Consider the following 23,769-nt stretch of genomic DNA (forward strand, 5'->3'; position numbering starts at 1 on the left):
CGACTCCCACATAGCGTTTATCGAACACGAGCTGGATGGCTTCCATCAGAGCCTGGCGGAGTATCGCCAGCAGATGGGCACCTGGTACGCGCAGGCGTTGGATTCAGCCAGCCATGCCGCTGATTTGCCTTCGCTGTTGGGCATGGAGCGGGTGTTGCGGGTGGGTGATTCGCAGATCTCGGTGAGTGTGTCCGATGCCGATTTTTCGACCGTCACCCATTGCTCGCTGGGCGGCGAGCTGAACATCGAGAGCCTGTTCGAATCGGTGTATGACGTGCCGATCGGCAACATCCCGGTTGAGGTAATCGGGCTCGATGACGGCACCTCCACCGTGGTCATGCTCGATGAACACGGCAAAGGCTCACACCACTGCGCGGCGGGCAAGCGCTATCAGGTGCGGGTGCGAGGGAGCGTTTCCGAGGAACAGGTGGAGGCGCTGTTTGCCTCTTACGCGGGGCTGACGGCTGACCTGGAACAGTGGCTGCGGTCGCAATGGTCTGGGTTCAAGCCGCACTGGGAACGCTCGACCGCCAGCGCCATTGGCAGCGGTGTTTTGGCTGGCAGTTGGGCGGCGATCAAAGAGGTGTGGGACAGCATCAAGCGGGTCCAGGCGATTCTTGAAGACCCGCTCAAGTTCGCCGAGCAGCTGGGCGATCAGGCCGCCAAGTTGGCGCAATTGGCCACCGACACGCCCAGGGTCATGGAGCAGGCCATGCTGCTGGCCAGTGACGAGGCGGCGCTGTACCTGATGCTGCGCACGGCGATGCTCTGGCTCGACGCGCTGCCCCCCGGCGAGATGGCCGAGAAGGCAGCCGGGTTGGCGGTGTCGTTGTTGATTGATCTGGTGATTGGCGCGGTCTTGACCATCGCATTACCCGCGGCGGGCGTGGCTTACCTGGGGTTGCGCCTGGTCAAGTACGGCGCGCAGATCCTTGATGCGGCGGTGGGTTTTGTTAAGAGCCTTTTGGCGATTTTGACGAAGTTCATGCACGCGGTGGATCGCTACAAGGCCGTGGCGGTTCGCGGCGTGGTCGGCGGGCTGAAACAAGGCACGATGCAGATGCGCTGGCGGGCTCGGCAGAACGCGGTGTTGAAGCAGAAAGAGCATGTGGATGACGTGCCTGCGTCGGGGAAAAACCAGAACGGCGATGCGGCGACGTGTTCGGCGACTACGTGCAAGAACGGCTGCCCGGTGTCGATGGTTACGGGCGAGGAATTGCTCACCCTCACCGATGGCACGCTCGATGGGATGTTGCCGTTTGAGTGGACGCGGCTGTATCGCACCAGCGCTGTGGAAGTGGATTGTGGGTTGGGGTTTGGTTGGAGTCATGCGCTGGCGCATCGGCTGGTTGTTTCCGGCGACTCGGTGGTGTGGACGGATCATGAGAACCGCTCGACAGAGTTTCCGCTGCCCACTGCCGCTCGCCCCGCGATCACCAACAGCTTGGCCGAAGCGGCGATTTATCTGGGGGCCTTGCCCGATGAATTAGTGCTGGCGCAAGGCTCGCGTTTCTACCATTTCGTTAATGGTTTTCTGACAGCGATCAGCGATGCGTATGACAACCGGCTGCGTATTTCCCGGGATTTCAGGGGGCGTATTGAGCGGGTGGATAACGGCGTCGGGCGGTCGCTGTTTTTGCGCTATTCGTCTGGCCGCATCGTGGGTGTGGACTACCAGATTCACCGGGCTGAAGGGCCGGGTGAGTTTGTCTGGGTTACCGAGTACACCGTTGTTTCCTACGCCTATGACGACCTTGGCCGACTTGTGTGTGCGACTAACGCTGTCGGTGAAAGCGAGGTTTATCGCTACGACGATCAGCACGTCATTCTTGAACGCCAGTTGGCCGGTGGGGCGAGTTTCTTCTGGGAGTGGGAAAGGTCTGGCAAGGCGGCGCGCTGTGTTCGGCACTGGGCCAGCTTTTCGCAGATGGACACCCGGTATGCCTGGGATGACAACGGGCAGGTCACGGTGTTTAACGCCGATGGCAGCCAGGAAGTCTATGTGCATGACGGGCGTGCGCGGCTGGTGCAGCGTGTTGATCCGGACGGTGCCGAGCACTTCAAATCCTACGATGACAAAGGCCGGCTGACGGTTGAGCAGGACCCACTGGGCGCGATCACGGCCTATCAGTACGACGACGCTGGACGTTTGGTGGCGCTGTTTCCGGGGGACGATGAGCCGACCTCCTACGAGCATGACAATGGGTTCGTACGGGTTGTAAGGCGCGGTCAGGCGGTCTGGAAATATGAGCGAAATGACAGGGGCGATATCACCCGCAGGATTGATCCTGAGGGCCACAGCACCGACTACAGCTACAACAAATATGGGCAGCTGACGAGGGTTTGGTTCCCGGATAACAGTTGTCAGCGGCTGGTGTGGAATGAGCGGGGGCAGCTGCTTGAGGAGCATCTGCCGGAGGGCGGGATCAAGCGGTATCGCTATGACGACCTTGGCCGCCAGGTGGCGCGGGAGGATGAACATGGCGCGCTGACCCAGTATCAGTGGGACAGCGTGGGGCGCTTGGTTCGGGTGGTGTTGCCGGGGGGAGCTTGTAGGGAATACAGCTACAACCCTTACGGAAAAATCACCTCTGAGCGGGATGAGTTAGGCCGCGTTACTCGTTACGAGTATGCCGATGGGCTGCACCTGATCAGCCGTCGTATTAATTCCGACGGCACCCAGGTCAAGTATCGCTACGACAATGCGCGGTTGTTGCTGACTGAAATCGAAAATGAAGTCGGTGAAACCTATGGATTGCAGTACTACCCCAATGGCCTGATCCAGCAAGAGATAGGGTTTGATGGCCAACGCACGGCCTACGTCTACGACCTCAACGGCAACCTGCAGGAAAAGACCGAACACGGTGACGACGGCAGTCAGCTAGTCACCCGCTATGAGCGCGATCCTGCCGGCCGCCTTGTACGAAAAACCCTCCCCGACGGCAAAACCGTCGACTACACCTACGACCGCCAGGGCAACCTCCTCGGCGTCGAAGACGGTCACTGGGCGCTGGCTTACGAGTACGACAGCCAAAACCGCCTCACCGCCGAACACCAGGGCTGGGGCACCTTGCGCTACGGCTACGACGCCTGCGGCCAGTTGCAAAACCTGCGCCTGCCCGACAACAACCGCCTGGTCTTCAATCACGCCAAAGGCGGCCACCTCGCCACCGTCGAGCTCAATGGCGAAATCCTCACCTCCCACCTGTTCAAAGCCGGCCAGGAACACCAACGCCAACAAGGCCAACTGCTCAGTCACTACCACTACGACGATCAACAACGCCTGCACGCCCACACCGTCACCCAGCAGGAACATCACCTCTACGCACGCCACTACACCTACGACAAGTCCGGCAACCTCACCCGCCTGCTCGACACCCGCAAGGGCCAGCACGACTACACCTACGACCCACTGAACCGCCTCACCCGCGCCGACCATTCCCAGGACCTGCAAGAACGCTTCGCCCACGACCCGGCCGGCAACCTGCTCATGCAAAACCGCCCCGGCCCGGACATCGTGGCGGGTAATCGGCTGATGATCCAGGGGGACCGGCATTACGACTATGACGCTTTCGGCAATCTGATCCGTGAGCGGCGTGGGCGTGGGCACGCACTGGTCACCGAATACCGTTATGACTGTCAGCATCGGCTGATCGGTATCACGCAACCCAACGGACAGACTGCTAGCTACCGTTACGATCCGTTTGGGCGGCGGATCAGCAAAACCGTAGATGACATAACCACGGAGTTCTTTTGGCAAGGCGACAAGCTGATTGCCGAGCATCACAAGGACCGGCATCGCAGCTACCTCTACGAACCCGGTAGCTTCAGGCTGCTGGCTTTGCTGGAAGGCTTCGGCCCCAAACAAACCAAGCCCTTCCACTACCAACTGGATCACCTTGGAACACCACAGGAGTTGACCGCCCCCAACGGTGAAATCGTCTGGTCCGCCCACTACCGCGCCTATGGCGAAATCAGCCGTCTGGACGTCGGAAAAATCGACAACCCGCTGCGCTTTCAGGGCCAATACTTCGATCAGGAAAGCGGGCTGCACTACAACCGCCATCGCTACTACAATCCGGATATTGGTCGTTACCTGACGCCGGACCCGGTGAAGTTGGCGGGTGGGATCAATGCCTATCAGTACGTGCCGAATCCTACGGGGTGGGTAGATCCGTTAGGTTTAAGCACATGTCCTGGAGGCGATGGCTGCAAGCCAAGCACCACAAATCCATCTCCCACGGAAAGTGTTAATCACGGAGAACCTGCGCTACCGCAACTGACGCGTGCGCAGCGACAGGCAAGAATTGATGAGCTTGCTGAGGCTAACGCCTATAGGCGTCTAGACGAGCTTGAAAAGGCCATACCTGATGCACACTTCTTGGAAAAACATGGAGCTCAAACATCATTAGAATCCCAGCTTGAGCGCGTAATAACGGCTAAAAACCCGACAACCGGCGAAATCGAGATTTTCGATACAGGAAGGAGAGCGGGCCTGCCAAGACCGCCAAGTGCTGCCACGCACTTCCTTAGCCACAGAGATCAATTTAATGCAATTGAACGGGCAATTTTGATATTTAAACTAAATGGCCGAGCGCAGGCTCCGATACCAATGGACATGGGGAAAATTATCGGCGAAGGTTATAAGAGAGACGGATTAGAATATGGAAGACAAGCCAAGGCCACCGTACACTTAAATAGCGACGGATACCCAATTACAGCGCATGCAGAATTTGACAAATGAAAAACAAACCAAATCTCGAAATACTCAAAGGCCTTTTGTTCACATATTGCACGGAAAACAACAAAAATTTAGAGCGAGAAGAAATCATAGTTTCAAAAAACGTCAACAGTGAGACTGAGCTCTCAGAGCTTTTCAATATTTTAACAAAGCCGGAATTCCTCTCATACAGAGAGGATGAACAGATTTGGTTTATAGATACCATTGAACTATACCTTTCAAAAGGCGATGACTTTGAGGCCGTATTTTATCTGTTCGACACATACTTTGAAGATGAAATAACGGACAAAAGACAATTCATGAAAGTACTGCTTGAAAGCCTCAAGCGCTACAGCAGCGAGGCAAAAATTCAATCAGGGACAATAAAATAAAAACATTAAATCTTTCAAGCATTAAATAAACATCCTGACTCGATCACTTGCCACTTTCCCACGTGAGCATCCAATGCTGAAATGCCCCTTCATGAAAGCTCCATACATCCCCAGAATTTCGCACGTATTAGGGGCACTATCGATATACGACCTTGAAGAAACCAAAGGTGCGGCCCTATGGAAGTACGACCCTAACAATGCTGAACAGCGGAAAATAATAATTAGAGAGTTTATTTTAAAAGAGCTGTTATACCTATCCTACAGACATAGATACGTCCTGATCTCCTTGCTTAAAGACGCACTAAATAGTCCAGACTATATTTTCTCTAAAGAGTTCGAGAGCAACTACGATGAACACACAACCATGGCTTGGGACGAAACCGAAATCATCGACCCCCGAGGCTTCTTCGCCGACATCTACCGACTCGCCAATGAGGTCTGGAAAGACGACCTCCAAAAAGCCAGTCTTGAAGACCCATCAACGTGGTAACCCCCATACCAGCAAACGTAATCCACACCCCCTGTAGTGAGCGAGCTTGCTCGCGCCGGGCCGCAAAGCAGCCCCAACCCAGACGCCGCATTTCTTCAGGCAGATTTGCGTGGATGGATTAGGGCTGCTTCGCAACCCAGCGCAGGGCAAGCCTGCTCACTACAAGGACTAGCGTTTGCTCAGCTCCATGATCATCCGGCTCAGCAGGTAGATACGCGGTGCCACACTTTCCACTTCCGCATATTCCTCTGGCGTATGGATGTTGCCACCCACAATCCCAAACCCATCCAACGTCGGCGTCCCGACCCCGGCTGACAGGCTGGCATCCGCCGCGCCGCCGCTGCCTTCAACCGTGAGTTTCTTGCCCAACTCGCCATAAATCCCCTGGGCAATCGCCACCAGCTTGTCCGACTCAGGCGTCTGTGGCATCGGCGGCAGGCCGCGCTGCAACGACGTCTTCACTTCGGTTTCCGGGATCAGCTTGTTGGCCGATACCCGCGCCAGGTCTTTCTCGATACGGTCGAATTCTTCCGGCAACGCCGCGCGCACGTCGGCCTTGGCAGTGGCTTGATCAGGGATCACGTTGACCCGGTCGCCCGCCTTGAGCACGGTGAAGTTGATGGTGGTTTTCTTCTCTTCATCCCCGAGCTTACCCAGTTGCAGTATCTGATGGGCAGCTTCCATTGCGGCGTTACGGCCCAGCTCTGGCGCGACGCCGGCGTGAGCGGCCTTGCCTTTGACTTCGACCACGGCGGTCGCGCTGCCTTTGCGCCACACGACCAAACCATCGGCTGGGCGGCCGGGTTCCAGGTTGAGGGTCACGTCGTGGCCCTTGGCGGTTTTGCGGATGAGGTCGGAGGCGGTGTCAGAACCGGTTTCTTCGCTGGCGTCGAGCAGGAAGGTGATCTGAGCGTAGTCCTTGAAGCCTTGATCCTTGAGCACTTTGAGCGCGTAGATGCCGGCGACGATGCCGCCCTTGTCATCCATCACGCCCGGCCCATAGGCGCGACCGTCCTTGATGTGGAACGGGCGCTCGGCGGCGGAGCCTTCCTTGAACACGGTGTCCATGTGGGCCATGAGCAGGATCCTGGCTTTGCCGGTGCCCTTGAGGGTGGCGATCACATGGCTATTGTTGGCCGCTTTGTCCGGCACCAGCTCAATGGAAAAACCCAGTTGCTTCAGCTCGTCGACGGCAATGTCACGCACTTGGGTCAGGCCTGGCTCGTAGCCAGAACCGGAATCGATATTCACCAAACGTTCCAGCAGTTTCAGGGCGTCGGGCTTGTACTGCTCGGCCTGTGCCTGGATCTGTTTGTGGGGTTCGGCGCTGTAGGCTGGCACGGCAAAGGACAACGCCAGGGTGGCGGCCAGCAGGGTACGGGAGAAGGTGAAGAGCATGAACCGATCCTTGTTTTTGTGATGAGGTGCCGCAACACCCTACCCCACTAAACCGACCGTAACCAACTCCCCTGTACCGAACTGACCCGGTTGCGCCCGCTGCTCTTGGCTTCGTACAACGCCTGGTCGGCGTCGTTGAGCCAACTGGTGGAATCGGCGTGGTGCGCCTGGTAGGGCGCCAGGCCGATGCTCAAACTCACGCGCAACGTCGGGTCCTGCGCATAGGCCAACGCGTTGAAGCGATCACGCAAGGCGTCCATCACTTCGGTGGCGCGGTTGAGCGGCATGTCCGGCAGGATCACGCAAAATTCATCACCGCCATAACGCCCGGCCAGGTCGGTGGCGCGCAGGTTCTGGCGCAATACCTTGCTGAGCTGGCGCAGCACGATGTCGCCGGTCACGTGGCCGTAGGTGTCGTTGATGACCTTGAAGTGGTCGATGTCGATCAGCGCAATCGCAGCGCCTGCGGGGCCGCGACGGCAGCGTTGGAATTCGATTTCAAGGTGGTCTTTCCACGCGCCGTGGTTGAGCAGGCCGGACAGGCTGTCGGTACGGCTCAGGGCCAGCAACTCGCGTTTGTGCCGGGCCAGGGTCACGGCCTGGCGGTAGCAGATCCACCCCAGCGCCAGGGGATACACCATCAGGATCGGCAGGCACGCATAGAGCTGTGCCGAAGTGGTGACGGCGATGAAAGCCGGAGTAAAGAGCAGCAACGATGTACCCATCCCCAACGCCTGTGCCACCCAGCCGGCAAGCATGAAGCGCGGCCCGCCGATGGCGACGTTGTTCATGGTCATCATCGACAGGGTCGTCACGCTGGGCAGCGGGTTGAAGTGCATCGCCCCCACCCAGAACCCGCCGCAGAACGAATCGAACAGCAAGTTGCGACGCTCACTGCGCAACGCATGGGCGGCGCGCAGCGACAGGCGGAACGCCAGGTGTGGCCAGACAAACGCGTTGATCACCATCCACACCCAGACCCAGGCAGGCGGATGCAACGGGTACATGCCAAACGCCACGCACACAAAACCGAGCGTCAGCCCCAGTGTGCGCGACTTGTACAACCGTGAAGCGAGCGGAAGTCCATTTCCTCCGGCAGCCGTCATGGTGAGGGTGTGATCCTTGATGAATGCCTGGAGTCTATCAGGGGGGCGTCAAATCGCCACTACCGCTCATAAGCCCGATCAATGCGTCAGACCACGCGCCAGCATCAACGCCACGCCCACCAGCAGCACGGCGGTCGCCCGTTGCAGCATTTTCTGTCGTTGGGGGTTTTCCAACACATGCTTGATGCGCTGGCCGAAATAGCAGTACAGGCAACCGCTGATGAACTGCAGCACCAGGAACGTCAGCCCGAGGATCGCAATGTCAACCATCGAGCTGTGCCCCCCGCTCCCGGCGAACTGGGGGAACACCGCGCTGAACATGATCAGGGTCTTGGGGTTGGAGAAGCCGGTCAGCAGCCCTTTGCCGAACCGGCTGCGCGCCGCCTCCACATGGCCGATCCGGTCGATCGCGATGCCGCCGCTGGTCCACTGTTTGTAAGCCAGGTGCAGAATGTACGCCACGCCCACCACCTGGATGACCTGGGTGATCACCGGGTAACCGCGGACCAACTCGGAAAAGCCCACGGCAAAGATCAGGATCGAGATCAGGTACGACACGCTCGCTCCGATCTGCGCCGGGATCGAACTACGCAAGCCGTCCCGCAACCCCAGGCTCAACAGCATCAGGGTCATGGGGCCGGGGCTGAAGGTCATGGCTGAGCAAAACAGCAAAAAGTAGAGAAACGAAGACAGGGTTAACGCGCTTGTCATGACCATGTACCCGAGGAAGAGAGCGCGCAGTCTAGGCAAACGGCATTGCACAAGGCAGGTAAAGTCAGGCCTAATCCGGCCGAACTTTACCGGTAAAATCATCGGCAAACGCAAGGAAGGTTTATGTTCGTATCCGCCATTGCCTTTACGCCAGGCACCCCAAAAGTGCAGCAGATTGTCGAGGCGTTCAGCCAGGCCATCCAGAACGGCGAATGGGCCCCCGGCAGCAAGTTGCCGTCGGTGCGTGAGCTGACTCAGGTTTTGGGCGTGAGCAAGTTCACCCTCAACGAGGCGCTGGACCGGCTGCGCGGGCGCAACCTGCTCACGTCCAGCCAGGGCCGTGGCTACTTTGTGGCGATGGACACCGTGCGCCCGACCAGCGCGAACTGGGTCGACCTGCTGCCCCAGGATTTGCTCAGCGTGTTGCGTCGCCCCCTGGCCACCGTCGGCGCCGAACTGCGCCCCGGGGGCGGCCACCTGCCGGAAGACTGGCTCAACAGCGAAGCCATCCGCCAGGCCATGCGCAGCGTGGTGCGCGCGCCGTCGTTGCGCGTCGCCGGGCTGGGCACACCGGCCGGGCTGCTGCCGTTGCGCCAGGCCCTGCAACAGAAACTGCACGCTGAAGGCGTGTCGGTGCCGGTGGAACAGATCATCACCACCCCCAACACAGTGCAGGGCCTGGACATGCTGATGCGCCTGCTCGCCCGCCCCGGCGACACCGTGTTGCTGGACGCGCCGTGCTATTTCAACTTCCACGCCAACCTGGCCCTGCATGGGGTCAAGGTGGTGACCCTCGAGCGCCGCCCCGACGGCTTCGACTTCGCGGCCCTCGAACAGCTATTGGCCGAGCATCGCCCCAGCCTGTACCTGACCACCGGCGTGCTGCACAACCCCACCGGCCACTCCTTCAGCCCCAGCCAGGCATTTCGCCTGCTGCAACTGACCCGGCAGTATCAATGCCACATCATCGAGGATGACCTCTACGGCGACTTGCACCCTAACCCTCCCCCGCGCCTGGCCGCCCTCGCCGGCCTGGACCAGGTCACCTACCTGTCAGGTTTCTCCAAGGTCCTCAGCGCCAATGCGCGGGTGAGTTACGTGGTGGCCGCACCGCAACTGGCGGCCAACCTGACCAACATGAAGCTGATGAGCGGCGGCATTACGTCGGAGCTGTTCGAGCAGATCGTGTACCGCATGCTCAGCGAAGGCAGTTACGCCAAGCATCGCAAGCGCATGGTGCAGCGGTTGCTGGAGGCCGGTGGGCGTGTCGAGCAATGGCTCAAGCGTTGTGGGTGCCAGCTGCCGATGGCGTATGAAGGCGGGATGTTTATCTGGGCGCGCCTGCCCCAAGGGGTGAACGGCGAGCAGTTGGCCCAGGACGCCTTGAAGCAAGGACTGGTGCTCGCGCCGGGGGTGCTGTTCGGTTATGACCCGGCCCATCGCGACTCGATGCGCTTCAACGTGGCCCACAGCGATGAGCCGTCGATGCAAAAGGTGTTTGAAGCCCTGTTGCTCAAGGCTTCGCGCGGCCCTTGAGCATGCCGTGGTTGACCAGCAAGGTGCGCATGGCATTGCGGGTAATTCCCAGCAAATCTGCGGTGCGCAGCTGGTTGAAGCCACAGAACCCGAACGCCTCGCGCACGATCAGGTCTTCGATGTCGTGCAACAGCGTGTCCCCTGGTACTTCGAACAAGCGCAACAATTGCTCGCGAATCACCTCTTGGGGAATGCGCGGCGCGCCGTTGTTGACGCTGGCGTGCATCGCGCTGAGGCCGGCGGAAAACTTGAGATGGCTGGGCATGATCGGCTTGTCGCCGGCCACCAACAGCGCCAGGTGCACCACGTTTTCCAGCTCGCGGATGTTGCCCGGCCACGGGTAATCCAGCAGGGCTTGGGTGGCGGATTCAGACAGCATCGGTTCGGCAATCTTCAGCTTGGCGCTGTACAGCCGACGGAAGTGTTCCACCAGCGGCAGGATATCCAGCGGCCGTTCACGCAGGGGCAACACCTGCACCTGGGCGACGTTGATGCGGTAGAACAGGTCCAGGCGGAAATTGCCCGCTTCCACGGCCTGTTCCAGGTCGATGTTGGTGGCGGTTACCAGGCGAATATCGATCTTGATCGGCTTGCGCGAGCCCACGCGCACCACTTCCTGCTCCTGCAGCACCCGCAGCAACTTCACCTGCAGGGGCAGCGGCAGGTCGCCGATTTCATCGAGGAACAGCGTGCCGCCGTGCGCCTCTTCGAACCAGCCACCACGCCGGCCCACCGCACCGGAAAACGCCCCGGCCTCATGTCCGAAGAATTCGCTCTCGGCGAGGGTTTCGCTGATGGCGCCGCAGTTCACCGGCACAAACGCCCCGGTACGCCCGCTGGCGCTGTGGATGTAGCGTGCCACCAGCTCCTTGCCGGTGCCGGTCTCGCCATTGATCAACACCGGCGCTTCGCTGGGGCCGACGCGCTTGAGGTAGTCGAGCAGTTGCAGCGAACGCGGGTCGGAAAATACCAGGGCCTTGGCGCGGATCGACAACGGGTCTTTTTCGCCCTGGGGCAAAGTCAGGATCGGCGTGGGCTGCCCGTGGGGACGGTTCATGAACAATTTCCCGGCGGCGAGGATGGAGAATGATGGGCAACTGTACTCATCACCGGTTATAACCAGAAATACTTAAAATTCATTAGCACATAACCGACATGATCATCGGCGAAAGCCCACCTGAGCTCAGTGGTGAAATTGAAATCGCCATCGCTGGCAAGCCAGCTCCTACAGGGGGCAGCGCAAGGCTGGATATCACCATCAATCCCGTAGGAGCCGGCTTGCCGGCGATCGCGTCCTTGAACACAACGATGATCTTGCGGCCACCATCGCTGGCAAGCCAGCGCCTGCAAGCGATGGCGTCCGTAGCGCGTAAAGGTACCGAACACCCCCTCTGTATCGGCTTTTTTGCGTCGTCGTGTATCTCCCCAACGCCAGATACACTGCAATACAAAGGGCACAAGGCAAGGCCTCGGGCAGTGGCTAGACTGCGCACCATTGACTACTTATTGAGGAAGGCAGCATGGATCATGTCGATCACATCCTGATCGTCGATGACGACCGGGAGATCCGCGAACTGGTGGGTAATTACCTGAAGAAAAACGGTATGCGCACCACCGTGGTCGCCGATGGTCGGCAGATGCGCAGCTTCCTCGACACCACCCCCGTGGACCTGATCGTGCTGGACATAATGATGCCCGGCGATGACGGCTTGCAGCTGTGCCGCGAGCTGCGGGTGGGCAAGCACAAGGCCACGCCGGTGCTGATGCTGACCGCACGCAACGACGAAACCGACCGCATCATCGGCCTGGAAATGGGCGCCGACGATTACTTGGTCAAGCCTTTCGCCGCCCGCGAATTGCTGGCGCGCATCAACGCCGTGTTGCGCCGTACGCGGATGTTGCCGCCCAACCTGGTGGTCAGCGAAACCGGGCGGTTGATCCGTTTTGGCCGTTGGCGCCTGGACACCACCGCCCGCCACCTGCTCGACGAAGACGACACGCTGGTGGCCCTGAGCGGTGCCGAATACCGCCTGCTGCGGGTGTTCCTCGACCACCCGCAACGCGTGCTCAACCGCGACCAGTTGCTCAACCTCACCCAAGGCCGCGACGCCGACCTGTTCGACCGCTCCATCGACCTGCTGGTGAGCCGCCTGCGCCAGCGCTTGCTGGATGATGCGCGGGAACCGGCCTACATCAAGACCGTGCGCAGCGAAGGTTATGTGTTCTCCCTGCCGGTGGAAATCCTCGGGGCTGACCAATGAATTTCAAGTGGGGCTGGCCGCGTACCCTGGCGTCGCAGTTGTCGCTGATCTTCCTGATCAGCCTGCTGTGCGCCCACGGGTTGTCGTTCAGCGCGCAGTTCTACGAGCGCTACATCAGCGCGCGCACGGTGATGCTGGGCAACCTGGAAAACGACGTGGCCACCTCGGTGGCGATCCTCGACCGCCTGCCCGCCAATGAACGCGCCAGCTGGCTGCCGCGCCTGGACCGGCAGAACTACCGCTACCTGCTCAACGCCGGTGAGCCCGGCGAGCCGATGCGCAGCGACGATGTACCCATGGCAGCCACCTCGATCAGCGATGCGCTGGGTGAGCACTATGCCCTGACCTTTCGTGACATCCCCGGCAAGCAGAAGCACTTCCAGGCGCACCTGATCCTGGCCGACGGCAACCCGATCACCCTCGACGTGCGCCCCGCCGCCCAGCCCGTGGCCTACTGGTTGCCGGTGGTGCTCATCCTGCAACTGGCGCTGTTGCTGGGCTGCACCTGGTTTGCTGTGCGCCTGGCGATCCGCCCGTTGACGCGCCTGGCGCGTGCCGTGGAAACCCTCGACCCCAACGCCCACCCCACGCCACTGGACGAAAAAGGCCCCACCGAAGTGGCCCACGCAGCGGCGGCGTTCAACGAAATGCAAAAGCGCATTGCCGAATACCTCAAGGAGCGCATGCAGATCCTCGCGGCGATTTCCCATGACCTGCAAACCCCGATCACCCGAATGAAACTGCGCGCCGAGTTCATGGAAGACTCGGTCGACCGCGACAAACTGTGGAGCGACCTCGGGGAAATGGAGCACCTGGTGCGTGAAGGCGTGGCCTATGCGCGCAGCGTCCATGGCGCCACCGAAGCCAGCCACCGCATCAACCTCGACGCCTTCCTCGACAGCCTGGTGTTCGACTACCAGGACATGAACAAACAGGTCAGCCTTACCGGCAAGAGCGCGGTGGTGCTCGACACCCGCCCCCATGCCCTGCGCCGGGTGTTGGTGAACCTGGTGGACAACGCCCTGAAGTTCGCCGGTTCTGCACAACTGGAAGTGGGCTCGACGGCGGGTGGCGAGTTGTCGATCAAGGTGCTCGACAACGGCCCGGGCATTGCCGAAGACGAGTTGAAACAGGTGATGCAGCCGTTCTACCGGGTAGAAAGCTCACGCAACCGCGGCACCGGCGGCACCGGGTTGGGGCTGGCGATTGCCCAGCAACTGGCCGTGGCGATTGGCGGTTCACTGACCTTGAGCAACCGCCCGGGCGGCGGGTTGTGTGCGCAGATCACTATCAACCTGTAGGCGCTTGCCTGCGAAAGCGGCGGCACAGCTAATAGTGATGTCGCCTGAACCACCGCCTTCGCAGCCTCGCCAAGGCTCGACAACTCCCACAGGTGGCCGGGTCCATCCTTTGAAATGCCGTCAAATGTGGGAGCTGGCTTGCCTGCGAAAGCGGCGGCACAGCTAATAGTGATGTCGCCTGAACCACCGCCTTCGCAGCCTCGCCAAGGCTCGACAACTCCCACAGGTGACCGGGTCCATCCGTTGAAATGCCGTCGAATGTGGTAGCTGGCTTGCCTGCGAAAGCGGCGGCACAGCTAATAGCGATGTCGCCTGAACCACCGCCTTCGCAGCCCCGCCAAGGCTCGACAACTCCCACAGGTGACCGGGTCCATCCGTTGAAATGCCGTCGAATGTGGGAGCTGGCTTGCCTGCGATGGCATCAACGCGGTGTACCTGAAAAACCTGGGCGCTTGCATCGCCGGCAAGCCGGCTCCTACAGGGATCTGTGGGCGGTCAGGCGCTTGCGGCGGTGGACGGTTGCAACTGGCGCTGCGCCAACCAGATTTCTTCCTGCAACCACTGGCTGAACACCTGCAATTGCGGCAGGTCCGTTTGCTCCGGTCGCGTCACCAGCCAATAGGATTGGTGCCCTTCCACGTGCACGTTCATCACCTGGGTCAACTGCCCGGACGCCAACTCCGCCGCCACCATGTGCCAGTCGGCAATGGTGATGCCCAACCCATCGGTAGCCGCACGAATGGCCAGGTCCAGCAGGTCAAACTCATAACCGCCCTGGGTATCCACGCCATGAATGCGCGCCGCGTCCAGCCAGTGTTTCCAGGTGAGGTAGCGCTGGTCCTCGCTGGCCAACACGTGCAGCAGGGTCATGCGATTCAGGTCCACCCCATCGCTGCATTCACGGGCGTACAACGACGGCGCGCACACCGCGATATGCCGCTCTTGCACCAGCAGTGAACTGTCCAGGCCATCCCATTCGCCATTGCCGAAACGGATGGCGCAATCCAGTGTGCTGGTCTGGGCCAGGCTGTCCTGCAAACAGGTGGTGATGCTCAGTTCCAGCTCCGGATGGGCCTCGCGCAAACGCCCCAAGCGTGGCATCAGCCAGCGGCTGGTAAAGGTCGGCGGCGCATTCACGTGCAAGCGATTGGAGTGGGTTTTCTGCTGGATGCTGCGCACCGTCAGCTCGATCTTGTCGAAAGACTGGTGCAACGCCCGCAACAGCACGCGCCCGGCGCTGGTCAGCTCCAAGTGGTGGTGACGGCGCTCCAGCAGGTGCTCGCCCAATTGTTCTTCCAACTGCCGTACCTGGCGACTGACCGCGCTCTGGGTCACGTTCAACAGCTCGGCAGCCCGGGTAAAGCTGCCGGTACTGCCGGCCACTTCGAAGGCTTTGAGAGCATTGAGACCGGGCATTTTGCGTTTCATGGAGGGCACTCGACAGCGGCTGACAAGAAAACGAAATCCCACGACGCCGCGGGAAAATTCGCACACAACATACCTTTTTGTATCGGGCCAGCGGTAGCACCCTCTGCCGGCGATGAAAAACCGACAAAAACCCTCCCTGTCGTTTTCCAGCGTATTTCGTCGCTCACGCATAAATAGCACGCGTATTACGCATGCACACTAAGACAATTAAGCATTGGTCGCAGACGTACCACAAAAGTTAGTCTGCCCTACAACTAACCCATCATTATTCGCCGCTTATTAAATCGGGGCCTCGTCATGTCGAACACCGTTGTTTCATCACGGCGAAGTATTGGCCTGTTGGCACTGATATTTACCGCCTGCAATGCCACCACCCACGGATTCAGTATTTTTCTTTATTCGGCGTTATTACCGCAGATCCGCCAGGTATTTGAACTCAGCTACAGCCAGGCCGCCCTGATTGCCGCGCTGTTGCAGCTGTTCTACATGGGTGCCTCCATCGCCAGCGGCATTGCGGCGGCGTGGGTCAGCCCGCGGAACATGGTGCGCCTGACCATGCTCCTCAGCCCCGCACTGCTGGCGTTGGCCGTCGCCACGCCCTGGGTGGTGCCGTTCGCGGCATGCCTGGCACTGGTGTCGGCGTGCGCGGTGTCGAACTGGAACGCAATCGCCGCCCTGGCGCGGGAGGTCATCCCGGCCACGCATCGCAGCCGTGTGCTGGGGCTGGCGTCCTCGGGCGCCGCCTTTGCGATCTGCCTGAATGGCGTGTTGATCGCGCTGTTGCAAGGCCTGTCGTTGCGCCAGTTCTGGTTGATCTGCGCCAGCCTGACGCTGTTGGTCACGCTGCTGACGCTATGGGCATTGGCCCCGCATACCGAGCAGGCACCCCGTACCGCCGAAGCGCCGGCCTTCAACCAGGTGTTGAAACAGTGGCTACGCCTGTGCCTGGAACACCCCGTGGCCATGCAGATCGTGTTGCTTAGCGGGTTTATCGGCGCCATCAGCGGGCCGTTTCTGAATTTCCTGTCGGCGTTTGTCAGCGACCACCTGCACGCCAGCGCGGCGGTGACGGGTTCGATGTGGACGCTGATCGGCCTCGGCGGCGCCGCTGGCGGCTTGATGCTCGGCGCGTTGGCCGATCGCTGGGGCGCACTCCGCGTATTGGCACTGAGCATCGGCGCCTTCGGCCTGGCCATGCTGGGCCTGCTATGGCACCCCAACCTATTGCTGGGCTGGCTCGCGGCCGGGTTGTTCGCGCTGTTCTACTTCCCGTCCTGGGGCTTGATGGCGGCCTACCTCAGCGCCCGCCTCAACCCCGTGCAAAGCCTGCAAGTGGTGAGCCTGAGCATGGTCAGCTATGGCCTGGCCAGCGCTGTGGCCAATAGTTTGTGCGGCGGGCTGCTGCAAGCCAGCGGCGAGTTTGCAGTGGTGCACGCCTGGATCGCCGCCTGGGTGCTCGCCTGCCTGCTAATGCTCAAGCGCATGGCCCATCGACAGTTCGCCGTGACGCTGCCGCTCCACATACCCTGAGTGCCCCAGCTGGCGCTGCAGGATCTCCACCAACGCCTCAACCTCCGGCACCTGGCAACCGGCCGGGCGCCAATACATCAGGCGCGCCGGCGCAATCGGCGGGAAGCCCTGGCGCTCATCCAGGATCTGCCAGCCCGTCGGCACCAGCCGCCGCGCCATCACCCCGACCGACAAGCCTTGCTCGATGGCAACTGCAATGCCGCGCGGGCTCTGGCTGGTGTACACCACCTGCCACGAGCGCCCTGCCCTGGCCAACGCCTGCACGGCATTCGCCCGAAACGCACAGCCCTCGGCGTACACCGCCAGCGGCACCGACTGGCGCCCCACGCAGCTCCAGCTCGGCGCCGCCACCCACACCAACGGCTCATCGCACAGGTATTCACCGGGTTGCAGGCCGGCGTGTTCCACCCCCAGCACCAGGTCCAGCTCACCGCGGTTGAGGCGGCTGACCAGCGCCGTGGACATTTCACAACAGATGTCCGGGCGCACCTGGGCGAACTGCGCCTGGAAGTCCTTGAGCATGCCGCCCAGGCAATAGTCGGCATAGTCCTCCGGCATGCCCAGGTGGATGCACACCTGTTCATTGGGCAATTGCGCCGCGCTGACCGCCTCGCCGTGCAGCTTGAGGATCTGCCGCGCGTAGATCAGGAAGGTTTCCCCGCCGGGGGTCAGCCCGACGGAGCGGCTGGTGCGACGGATCAACGGCGTGCCGACGATCTCTTCCAGGCGCTGCAAGCTCTGGCTGACCGTCGACTGGGTCTTGTGCAAACGCTCGGCTGCGGCCGAGAAACCCTGGCACTCGATAATTGCCACAAACACTTTAAGTAAACTGCCATCCAATTCGCCTGACATAACTATCGCCCCTGCCGATGGATTCGATCACAACTTGTAATTTCCCCTTAAAACTCATTTACGCAACTATCGACTCAACACAACAACCTCATTCAGGAGCCGTGTATGAGTCTTAAACTTGCCGATGCCGAAACCGGTGATATCAGCGACATCATTAATACCGAGCTGTATCCCATACATGATTCGGGCCATGTTCAATTACAGGCATTGATCGAACATGCCCGCGCCGAACTGGCCGAAGACGGCTGCTGCCTGCTGAAGAACTTCCTGCGCCCCGAAGCGCTGGAACAGGCGCGTCTGGAAGGCCTGGCGCTGTCAGACAAAACTTTCTTCTCGGTGCGCAAGGTCAACGCCTACTTCACCGAAGACGACACTTCCCTGCCCCAGGATGACCCGCGCCGCACATTCATGGAGCGCACCAGCGGCTTTGTGACCCGCGACATGATCGCCCCCGACGCGATCATCCACCGCCTGTACGTGTCGCCGATGATGAAGCGCTTTATCGGCGCCTGCCTTGATGAACCGGAGATTTTCGAATACGCCGACCCGTTCGCCGGGCTGGTGATCAACGTGATGCCCGAAGGCACCGAACAGCCTTGGCACTTCGACACCAACGAATTCATCGTCAGCATGATGACCCAGAAGCCAGAGGCCGGCGGCCTGTTCGAATACGCACCGATGATCCGTTCGCGCAGCCAGGAAAACCTCGGCGCAGTGGGCCAGGTGGTACGCGGTGAAGACCGCTCGCGGGTGCAGGAACTGGAGCTGAACCCCGGCGACCTGCAGATCTTCAAGGGCCGCTTCTCGGTGCACCGCGTTACCCGCGTACAAGGCGCCACCGAGCGCAACACGGCGATCTTCGCCTACTCGGAAAAGCCCGGAATCATCGGCCGCGCCCAGCGCACCAAGCAGCTTTACGGACGCCTGTCCGAAGCCCACCTGCAAGCCGAACGCAACCTGGTGCGCAGCGACCAGTTGCTCGACTGATTCGCCTCTCCCCCCCAAAAAACTAAAAACCGTAATTGCCCTGCGAGGAACACCCATGAGTCTGTCCGGCCCGAACCGTAACCCCGCCGACTGCGAACCCACCCATGACGAGATCCAGCAGATTCAGCTGGACCGCCTGCAACGGGTGCGCAACGAACTGAAGAAACGCGACTACGCCGCCTGCGTGCTGTTCGACCCCACCCACATGCGCTACGCCACCGGCTCGCGCAACATGCAGGTGTACTCGGCGCGCAACCCGGCCCGCTACGCCTTTATCCCGGCAGAAGGCCCGGTGGTGATCTTCGAATTCGGCGGCTGCCTGCACCTGGCCGAAACCCTTAACACCGTGGACGAAGTGCGCCCGGCCAAGGCGATTTCCTATTACTTCTGCGAAAGTTTCCTGGGCAACGTCACCGCCGATTGGGCTGCCGAAATCGACGAACTGGTGCGCAAGTGCGGTGGCGGTAAACGCATCGCCATCGAAAGCGCCACCTCGGCCGCCGCCTTTGAACTGCAGCGTCTCGGCTATCAGGTGTTCGACGCCCAGGAACCGCTGGAGCGCGCTCGCTGCATCAAGGTGCCCAACGAATTGAAGATGATTCGCGCCAGCCTGCGTGCCACCGAAGCCGGGGTGCGCCTGATGGAAAGCAAGCTGACCCCCGGCATCACCGAGAACCAGTTGTGGTCACACCTGCACCAGCACGTGATCGCCACCGATGGCGACTATGTGGAAACCCGCCTGCTCTCCTCCGGCCCGCGCACCAACCCGTGGTTCCAGGAATGCAGCACGCGCCCTATCGAGGCGGGTGACCTGGTGGCCCTAGACACCGACGTGGTCGGGCGTTTTGGCTACTACGCGGACTTCTCGCGCACCTTCCTGTGTGGCGACCAGGCCGCCACGCCCAAGCAGCAGGAGCTGTACAAGCTTGCCTACGAGCAGGTGCAGACCAACGTCGAAATGCTCAAGGCCGGGCGCAGTTTCAAGGAATACGCCGAGATGGCCTGGAAGATCCCCGACCATTACAAGAACAACCGCTATTTCGCCCTGGTGCACGGCGTTGGCATGACCGGTGAATACCCCTACGTGGTGCACCGCGAGGACATCGACGCGCTGGGCTACGACGGCGTGTTCGAAGCCGGCATGACCATCTGCGTGGAAAGCTACATCGGCCACGATGACGGCGGCGAAGGCGTGAAGCTCGAAGAACAGATCTATATCCACGAACACGGCATCGAGTTGCTCTCCGATTACCCGTTCGATCCGCGCCTGTTGCCGCGCTGAACCCGTCTAGCCCCACAGGCGGCCCTGGGAAGGACCAGTAACATGCATTTATAGAAGGTTACTGCGCAGAATTTGTCGTTTGTCGATCTTTGCGCAAATGACAAAACTGCGGGCATCTCTAATAAAAACAACATGAGAGCTGCCCTATGTCCTACCTCATTGCCCGCCTCCTGACTACGTTGCGCCTTGTTCTCCTGCCGGCTTCACAGCGGTCCGTGCTGCGCCTGATCGGCGCCTGCCACTGACCCTTGCGGTTCAACAAAAACGCATATTCGCAAGTACCGGAGAGGCTTATGAAAGACTTGACGACCCTGGACGGCAGCCTGCCGCATCCAGCCGTAAACGACCTGTGTGCCCAAGTGCAAAGCGGCGAGATCAACCGCCGCCAATTCCTGCGCACCGCCGCCCTGCTGGGCGTTACCGTGGCCAGCGCGTCCACCTTTATCGGCTCGGCCCTGTTGGGCAACGATGCCCGCGCCGCCGATGGCACGCCGGCCCGCCAGGGCGGCAGCCTGCGCTTTGCCTGTGCGATCCAGGAGATCCAGGACCCGATGCTGATCACCTGGATCGAAGCCTCGAACCTGTTGCGCAACTCCCTCGAATACCTGACCTGGGTCGATGCCGACAACATCACCCACCCGTACCTGGCCGAAAGCTGGAGCCCGTCCGAAGACCTCACCACCTGGACCTTCAACCTGCGCCAGGACGTGAAGTGGAGCAACGGCGACAGCTTCAACGTCGACGACGTGCAGCACAACATCGAGCGCTGGATCGCGGCCGACTCCAAGTCGGTCAACCGCACGGCGTTCCAGGACATCAAGGCCTTCGAAAAAGTCAGCGACTACCAGTTCCGCCTGCAACTGAAACGGCCGATCCTGGCCATCCCGGAAATGCTCAATGCGTTCACCTGCGCCCTGGTACACCGCAGCTTCAAGGCCGGTGACGACTGGGCGAAAAACCCGCTGGCCACCGGGCCGTTCAAGCTGGTGTCGTTCGCGGTGAACAAGCAGGCGACCTTCGCCAAGCGCGCCGACTACTGGGGCAAGCCCGCCAACCTCGACGAGCTGCGCTACATCGACATGGGCACCGACGTGTCCACCCACCTGGCCGCCCTGCAAGCGGGCCAGGTCGACGTGCTGTACCGCGTCACCGTGGCCGAGCTGGACCTGGCCAAGCGACTGCCCGGCGCACAACTGCTCAGCTGCAAATCGGCGCAGACCGTGGTCATGCGCATGGCCTGCGACCAGAAGCCCTTCACTGATTTGCGCATCCGCAAGGCCGTGGTGCTGTGCGCCGATAACGCACAGATGCTCAAGGTGGCGTATCGCGGCATGGGCACCCTCGGCGAAGACCACCACGTGGCGCCGTCCCACCCTGAATACTTCCCTCTGCCCAAGCGCGAGCGCGACGTGGCGGCGGCTAAAAAACTGCTGGCCGAAGCGGGCTTCCCCAAGGGCCTGGACATCGACCTGATCGTCGGCAACACCCAGGGCCGTTATGAGCAGGACTGCGCGCAGATTCTGCAACAGAACTGCCTGGAAGCCGGCATCCGCATCAACCTCAAGGTGGTGCCTGCGGCGCAATACTGGCCAATCTGGGACAAAGCCGCGTTCAGCCTCACCTACTGGGCCCACCGCCCGCTGGGGGTGATGTCCCTGGAACTGGCCTATCGCGGCGGCGGCGCGTGGAACGAAAGCCACTACAGCGACCCGGCCTTCGACGCCGCCCTGGACAAAGCCATGGGCATCATCGACCCGAAACAGCGGGCCGTGGCCATGCAAAGCGTGGAGCAGATCCTGCAAGACGCCTGCGTGATCGTGCAGCCGTTCTGGGGCGACAAATTCACCGCCGTGAGCAAAAAGGTCCAGGGCTTCCAGGTACACCCTTCCGACTTCTACCCCATGGGTAATGTCTGGCTGAGCGTTTGAGTCGACGCTGCCCGCACGTGCGGGCAGGTTTCCCATCATCCGTCGGAGCATGTACCTGATGGCTCATTTTCTACTGCGCAAATTGCTGATGCTGCTGGCGACCCTGCTGTCGGTATCGCTGATTGTGTTCCTGGCCCTGGAACTCAATATCGAGGACGTCGCAATCAACGTTCTCGGCCCCTACTCCGCCGCCGACCAGCGCGCCGCCTGGCTGCTGGAACACGGCTACAACCAGCCGTTCGTGTGGCGCTACCTGGTGTGGCTCAAGGACTTCGTGACCGGTGACTGGGGCACCTCGGTGTACTTTCGCGAGCCGGTGCTCAAGCTGCTGCTGCCCAACCTGTGGCAAACCCTGACTCTGGCCGGGCTGGCCTTGCTGGTGATGGTGCCCGTGGCGTTGACCCTGGGCATCCTGGCCGGTGTGCGCCAAGGCTCGCTGATTGACCGGCTGGTGTCGTTTTTGTCGATCGTCACCACCTCGATCCCGGACTTTGCCAGTGCGGTGTTCGTCTCGGCGATCTTTGTGTTCTGGCTCAACTGGCTGCCGGGCGTGAGCAGCATGAGCGACGGTTTCAGCGCCGTGCAGCTGGTGCTGCCGCTGATGGTGCTGTGCCTGTTCGGCATCGGTTACCTGGCACGCATCACGCGGGCGTCGATGGTCGAGGTGATGCAGGCGCCGTATATCCGTACGGCACGCCTCAAGGGCGCCTCGACCACCCGCATCGTGTTGCGCCATGCCCTGCGCAACGTGCTGATCGCGCCGGTCACGGTGATCATGCTGTACATCCCGTGGCTGCTGTCGAACGTGATCGTGGTGGAGGTATTTTTCGCCTACAAGGGCTTCGGTTCGATGCTCTACACCGCGTCCCTCAACCATGACGTCTACCTGATCGAAGCCTGCGCGATGATCAGCGGCGTGGTGGTGGGCATCAGCAAGATCTTCTCGGACCTGGCCTACACCTGGCTCAACCCGCGCATCACCCTGCGCAGTCTCGGCGGAGGCAGCCAATGAACCTGCTCAAATCCTTCAAACACCCCCTGGCCCTGCTCGGCCTGCTGCTGGTAGGCGGCTGGGTGCTGGTGGCGCTCTGCGCGCCGTGGCTGGCGCCCCATGACCCGCTGGAAAGCTTCACGCCGCTGCTCACCCCGATGACCGCCGGTGACGACGGCGCGAGCTTTTTGCTGGGCACCGACATGATCGGTCGCGACATTCTTTCGCGCCTGATCTGGGGCACGCGCACCGTGCTGTTCTGGTCGATCCTGGCCACGCTTACCGCGTTTGCCGTGGGCATTGCCATGGGCCTGTGCGCCGGCTACTTCAATGGCTGGGTGGACGCGGCGCTGTCCTACGTGGCCGACACCGTGCTGTCGTTCCCGGTGCTGGTGCTGTACATCGTGATCATCATCGCCCTCGGCGCCTCGGCGCTGAACATCTTGATTGCGGTGACGTTCACCAGCGCACCGGCGATCTTTCGCATCATGCGCGCGCTGACCATCGACATCCGCTCGCGTGACTACGTGCTCAGCGCCATCACCCAGGGTGAAGGCTCGTTGCGCATCATGCTGGTGGAGATCCTGCCCAATTGCGGCGGCCCGTTGATCGTCGATTTCTGCCTGCGTATCGGCTACACCGCAATCATGATCGGCGCCCTGGGTTTCCTCGGCCTCGGCCTGCCGCCACCCACCCCGGACTGGGGCGGCATGATCAACGACGGCCGCGCCATGGCCATTACCTTCCCGCACCTGGTGATCTTCCCCTGCATCGCCATCTCCACCCTGATGCTCGGCCTGAGCTTGCTCGCCGACGGGCTGGATGAACACGCGCAGCAAGGCGCAAGGAGTTGAGC

At 61.0% G+C, this 23,769-nt stretch carries 18 protein-coding genes; 12 read left to right on the plus strand and 6 right to left on the minus strand.

From position 1 onward, the window contains the following. The 3 genes from HX792_RS18795 to HX792_RS18805 all read left to right on the plus strand — a co-directional run. A partial coding sequence (locus HX792_RS18795) for an RHS repeat-associated core domain-containing protein (RefSeq protein WP_371319367.1) occupies nt 1–4,744 on the plus strand: 4,744 nt, incomplete at its 5' end. After that, nucleotides 4,741–5,112, plus strand: a complete 372-nt coding sequence (locus HX792_RS18800) for a hypothetical protein (protein ID WP_176997485.1) — start codon at nt 4,741–4,743, stop codon at nt 5,110–5,112. The genes HX792_RS18795 and HX792_RS18800, both read left to right, overlap by 4 nt. A gap of 91 nt (nt 5,113–5,203) precedes the next feature. After that, the gene (locus tag HX792_RS18805) at nt 5,204–5,602 is read left to right on the plus strand and encodes a hypothetical protein (protein ID WP_371319368.1); all 399 of its coding nucleotides are present in this window, start codon (nt 5,204–5,206) and stop codon (nt 5,600–5,602) included. Between the two features lie 168 nt (nt 5,603–5,770). Here the strand turns inward: HX792_RS18805 and HX792_RS18810 are convergent, their stop codons facing one another. The 3 genes from HX792_RS18810 to HX792_RS18820 all read right to left on the minus strand — a co-directional run bounded on the left by HX792_RS18810 (nt 5,771) and on the right by HX792_RS18820 (nt 8,817). Further along, nucleotides 5,771–7,000, minus strand: a complete 1,230-nt coding sequence (locus tag HX792_RS18810; RefSeq protein WP_176997487.1) for a M20/M25/M40 family metallo-hydrolase — start codon at nt 6,998–7,000, stop codon at nt 5,771–5,773. A gap of 47 nt (nt 7,001–7,047) precedes the next feature. Continuing rightward, complete coding sequence (locus HX792_RS18815) at nt 7,048–8,106, minus strand: diguanylate cyclase (protein WP_176997488.1); 1,059 nt, start codon at nt 8,104–8,106, stop codon at nt 7,048–7,050. A 78-nt stretch (nt 8,107–8,184) separates the two neighbouring features. Continuing rightward, nucleotides 8,185–8,817, minus strand: a complete 633-nt coding sequence (locus tag HX792_RS18820; protein ID WP_176997489.1) for a LysE family translocator — start codon at nt 8,815–8,817, stop codon at nt 8,185–8,187. Between the two features lie 123 nt (nt 8,818–8,940). On the opposite strand from HX792_RS18820, the gene HX792_RS18825 reads away from it, so the two are divergent. Beyond that, a complete protein-coding gene (locus tag HX792_RS18825; RefSeq protein WP_176997490.1) occupies nt 8,941–10,353 on the plus strand; it encodes a PLP-dependent aminotransferase family protein in 1,413 nt (470 codons plus the stop codon). Here HX792_RS18825 and HX792_RS18830 read toward each other — a convergent pair. Next, the gene (locus HX792_RS18830; RefSeq protein ID WP_176997491.1) at nt 10,331–11,410 is read right to left on the minus strand and encodes a sigma-54-dependent Fis family transcriptional regulator; all 1,080 of its coding nucleotides are present in this window, start codon (nt 11,408–11,410) and stop codon (nt 10,331–10,333) included. The genes HX792_RS18825 and HX792_RS18830 overlap by 23 nt on opposite strands. A gap of 463 nt (nt 11,411–11,873) precedes the next feature. Here HX792_RS18830 and HX792_RS18835 point away from each other — a divergent pair, with 463 nt between their 5' ends. Both HX792_RS18835 and HX792_RS18840 read left to right on the plus strand, forming a co-directional pair. Further along, nucleotides 11,874–12,614, plus strand: a complete 741-nt coding sequence (locus HX792_RS18835; protein ID WP_176997492.1) for a response regulator — start codon at nt 11,874–11,876, stop codon at nt 12,612–12,614. Next, nucleotides 12,611–13,915 (plus strand): ATP-binding protein, encoded by a 1,305-nt coding sequence (locus HX792_RS18840; RefSeq protein ID WP_176997493.1) that lies wholly within the window; start codon nt 12,611–12,613, stop codon nt 13,913–13,915. The genes HX792_RS18835 and HX792_RS18840 overlap by 4 nt, the downstream gene beginning before the upstream one ends. 495 nt (nt 13,916–14,410) lie before the next feature. Here HX792_RS18840 and HX792_RS18845 read toward each other — a convergent pair whose 3' ends face one another. Further along, nucleotides 14,411–15,343 (minus strand): LysR substrate-binding domain-containing protein, encoded by a 933-nt coding sequence (locus tag HX792_RS18845; RefSeq protein WP_176997494.1) that lies wholly within the window; start codon nt 15,341–15,343, stop codon nt 14,411–14,413. A gap of 297 nt (nt 15,344–15,640) precedes the next feature. Here HX792_RS18845 and HX792_RS18850 point away from each other — a divergent pair, with 297 nt between their 5' ends. Continuing rightward, nucleotides 15,641–16,873 carry an MFS transporter gene (locus tag HX792_RS18850; RefSeq protein WP_176997495.1) on the plus strand — a complete coding sequence of 411 codons (1,233 nt, stop codon included), beginning with the start codon at nt 15,641–15,643 and terminating at the stop codon, nt 16,871–16,873. Here HX792_RS18850 and HX792_RS18855 read toward each other — a convergent pair. Then, a complete protein-coding gene (locus HX792_RS18855; protein ID WP_176997496.1) occupies nt 16,811–17,725 on the minus strand; it encodes a LysR family transcriptional regulator in 915 nt (304 codons plus the stop codon). The genes HX792_RS18850 and HX792_RS18855 overlap by 63 nt on opposite strands. 105 nt (nt 17,726–17,830) lie before the next feature. On the opposite strand from HX792_RS18855, the gene HX792_RS18860 reads away from it, so the two are divergent. The 5 genes from HX792_RS18860 to HX792_RS18880 all read left to right on the plus strand — a co-directional run bounded on the left by HX792_RS18860 (nt 17,831) and on the right by HX792_RS18880 (nt 23,767). Beyond that, nucleotides 17,831–18,712, plus strand: a complete 882-nt coding sequence (locus HX792_RS18860; RefSeq protein WP_176997497.1) for a hypothetical protein — start codon at nt 17,831–17,833, stop codon at nt 18,710–18,712. Between the two features lie 55 nt (nt 18,713–18,767). Continuing rightward, entirely contained in the window at nt 18,768–19,994 is a 1,227-nt protein-coding gene (locus tag HX792_RS18865; RefSeq protein ID WP_176997498.1) for a Xaa-Pro peptidase family protein, read from the plus strand. 293 nt (nt 19,995–20,287) lie between these two features. Beyond that, nucleotides 20,288–21,922: an ABC transporter substrate-binding protein gene (locus HX792_RS18870; protein ID WP_176997499.1), complete on the plus strand. Its 1,635-nt coding sequence runs from the start codon at nt 20,288–20,290 to the stop codon at nt 21,920–21,922. 58 nt (nt 21,923–21,980) lie between these two features. Continuing rightward, complete coding sequence (locus HX792_RS18875) at nt 21,981–22,934, plus strand: ABC transporter permease (protein ID WP_176997500.1); 954 nt, start codon at nt 21,981–21,983, stop codon at nt 22,932–22,934. After that, nucleotides 22,931–23,767: an ABC transporter permease gene (locus tag HX792_RS18880; protein WP_176997501.1), complete on the plus strand. Its 837-nt coding sequence runs from the start codon at nt 22,931–22,933 to the stop codon at nt 23,765–23,767. Before HX792_RS18875 ends, HX792_RS18880 begins: the two co-directional genes overlap by 4 nt. Nucleotides 23,768–23,769 lie beyond the last annotated feature (2 nt).

The organism is Pseudomonas sp. B6002, from assembly GCF_013385985.1.
In the GTDB taxonomy this organism is placed as follows: domain Bacteria; phylum Pseudomonadota; class Gammaproteobacteria; order Pseudomonadales; family Pseudomonadaceae; genus Aquipseudomonas.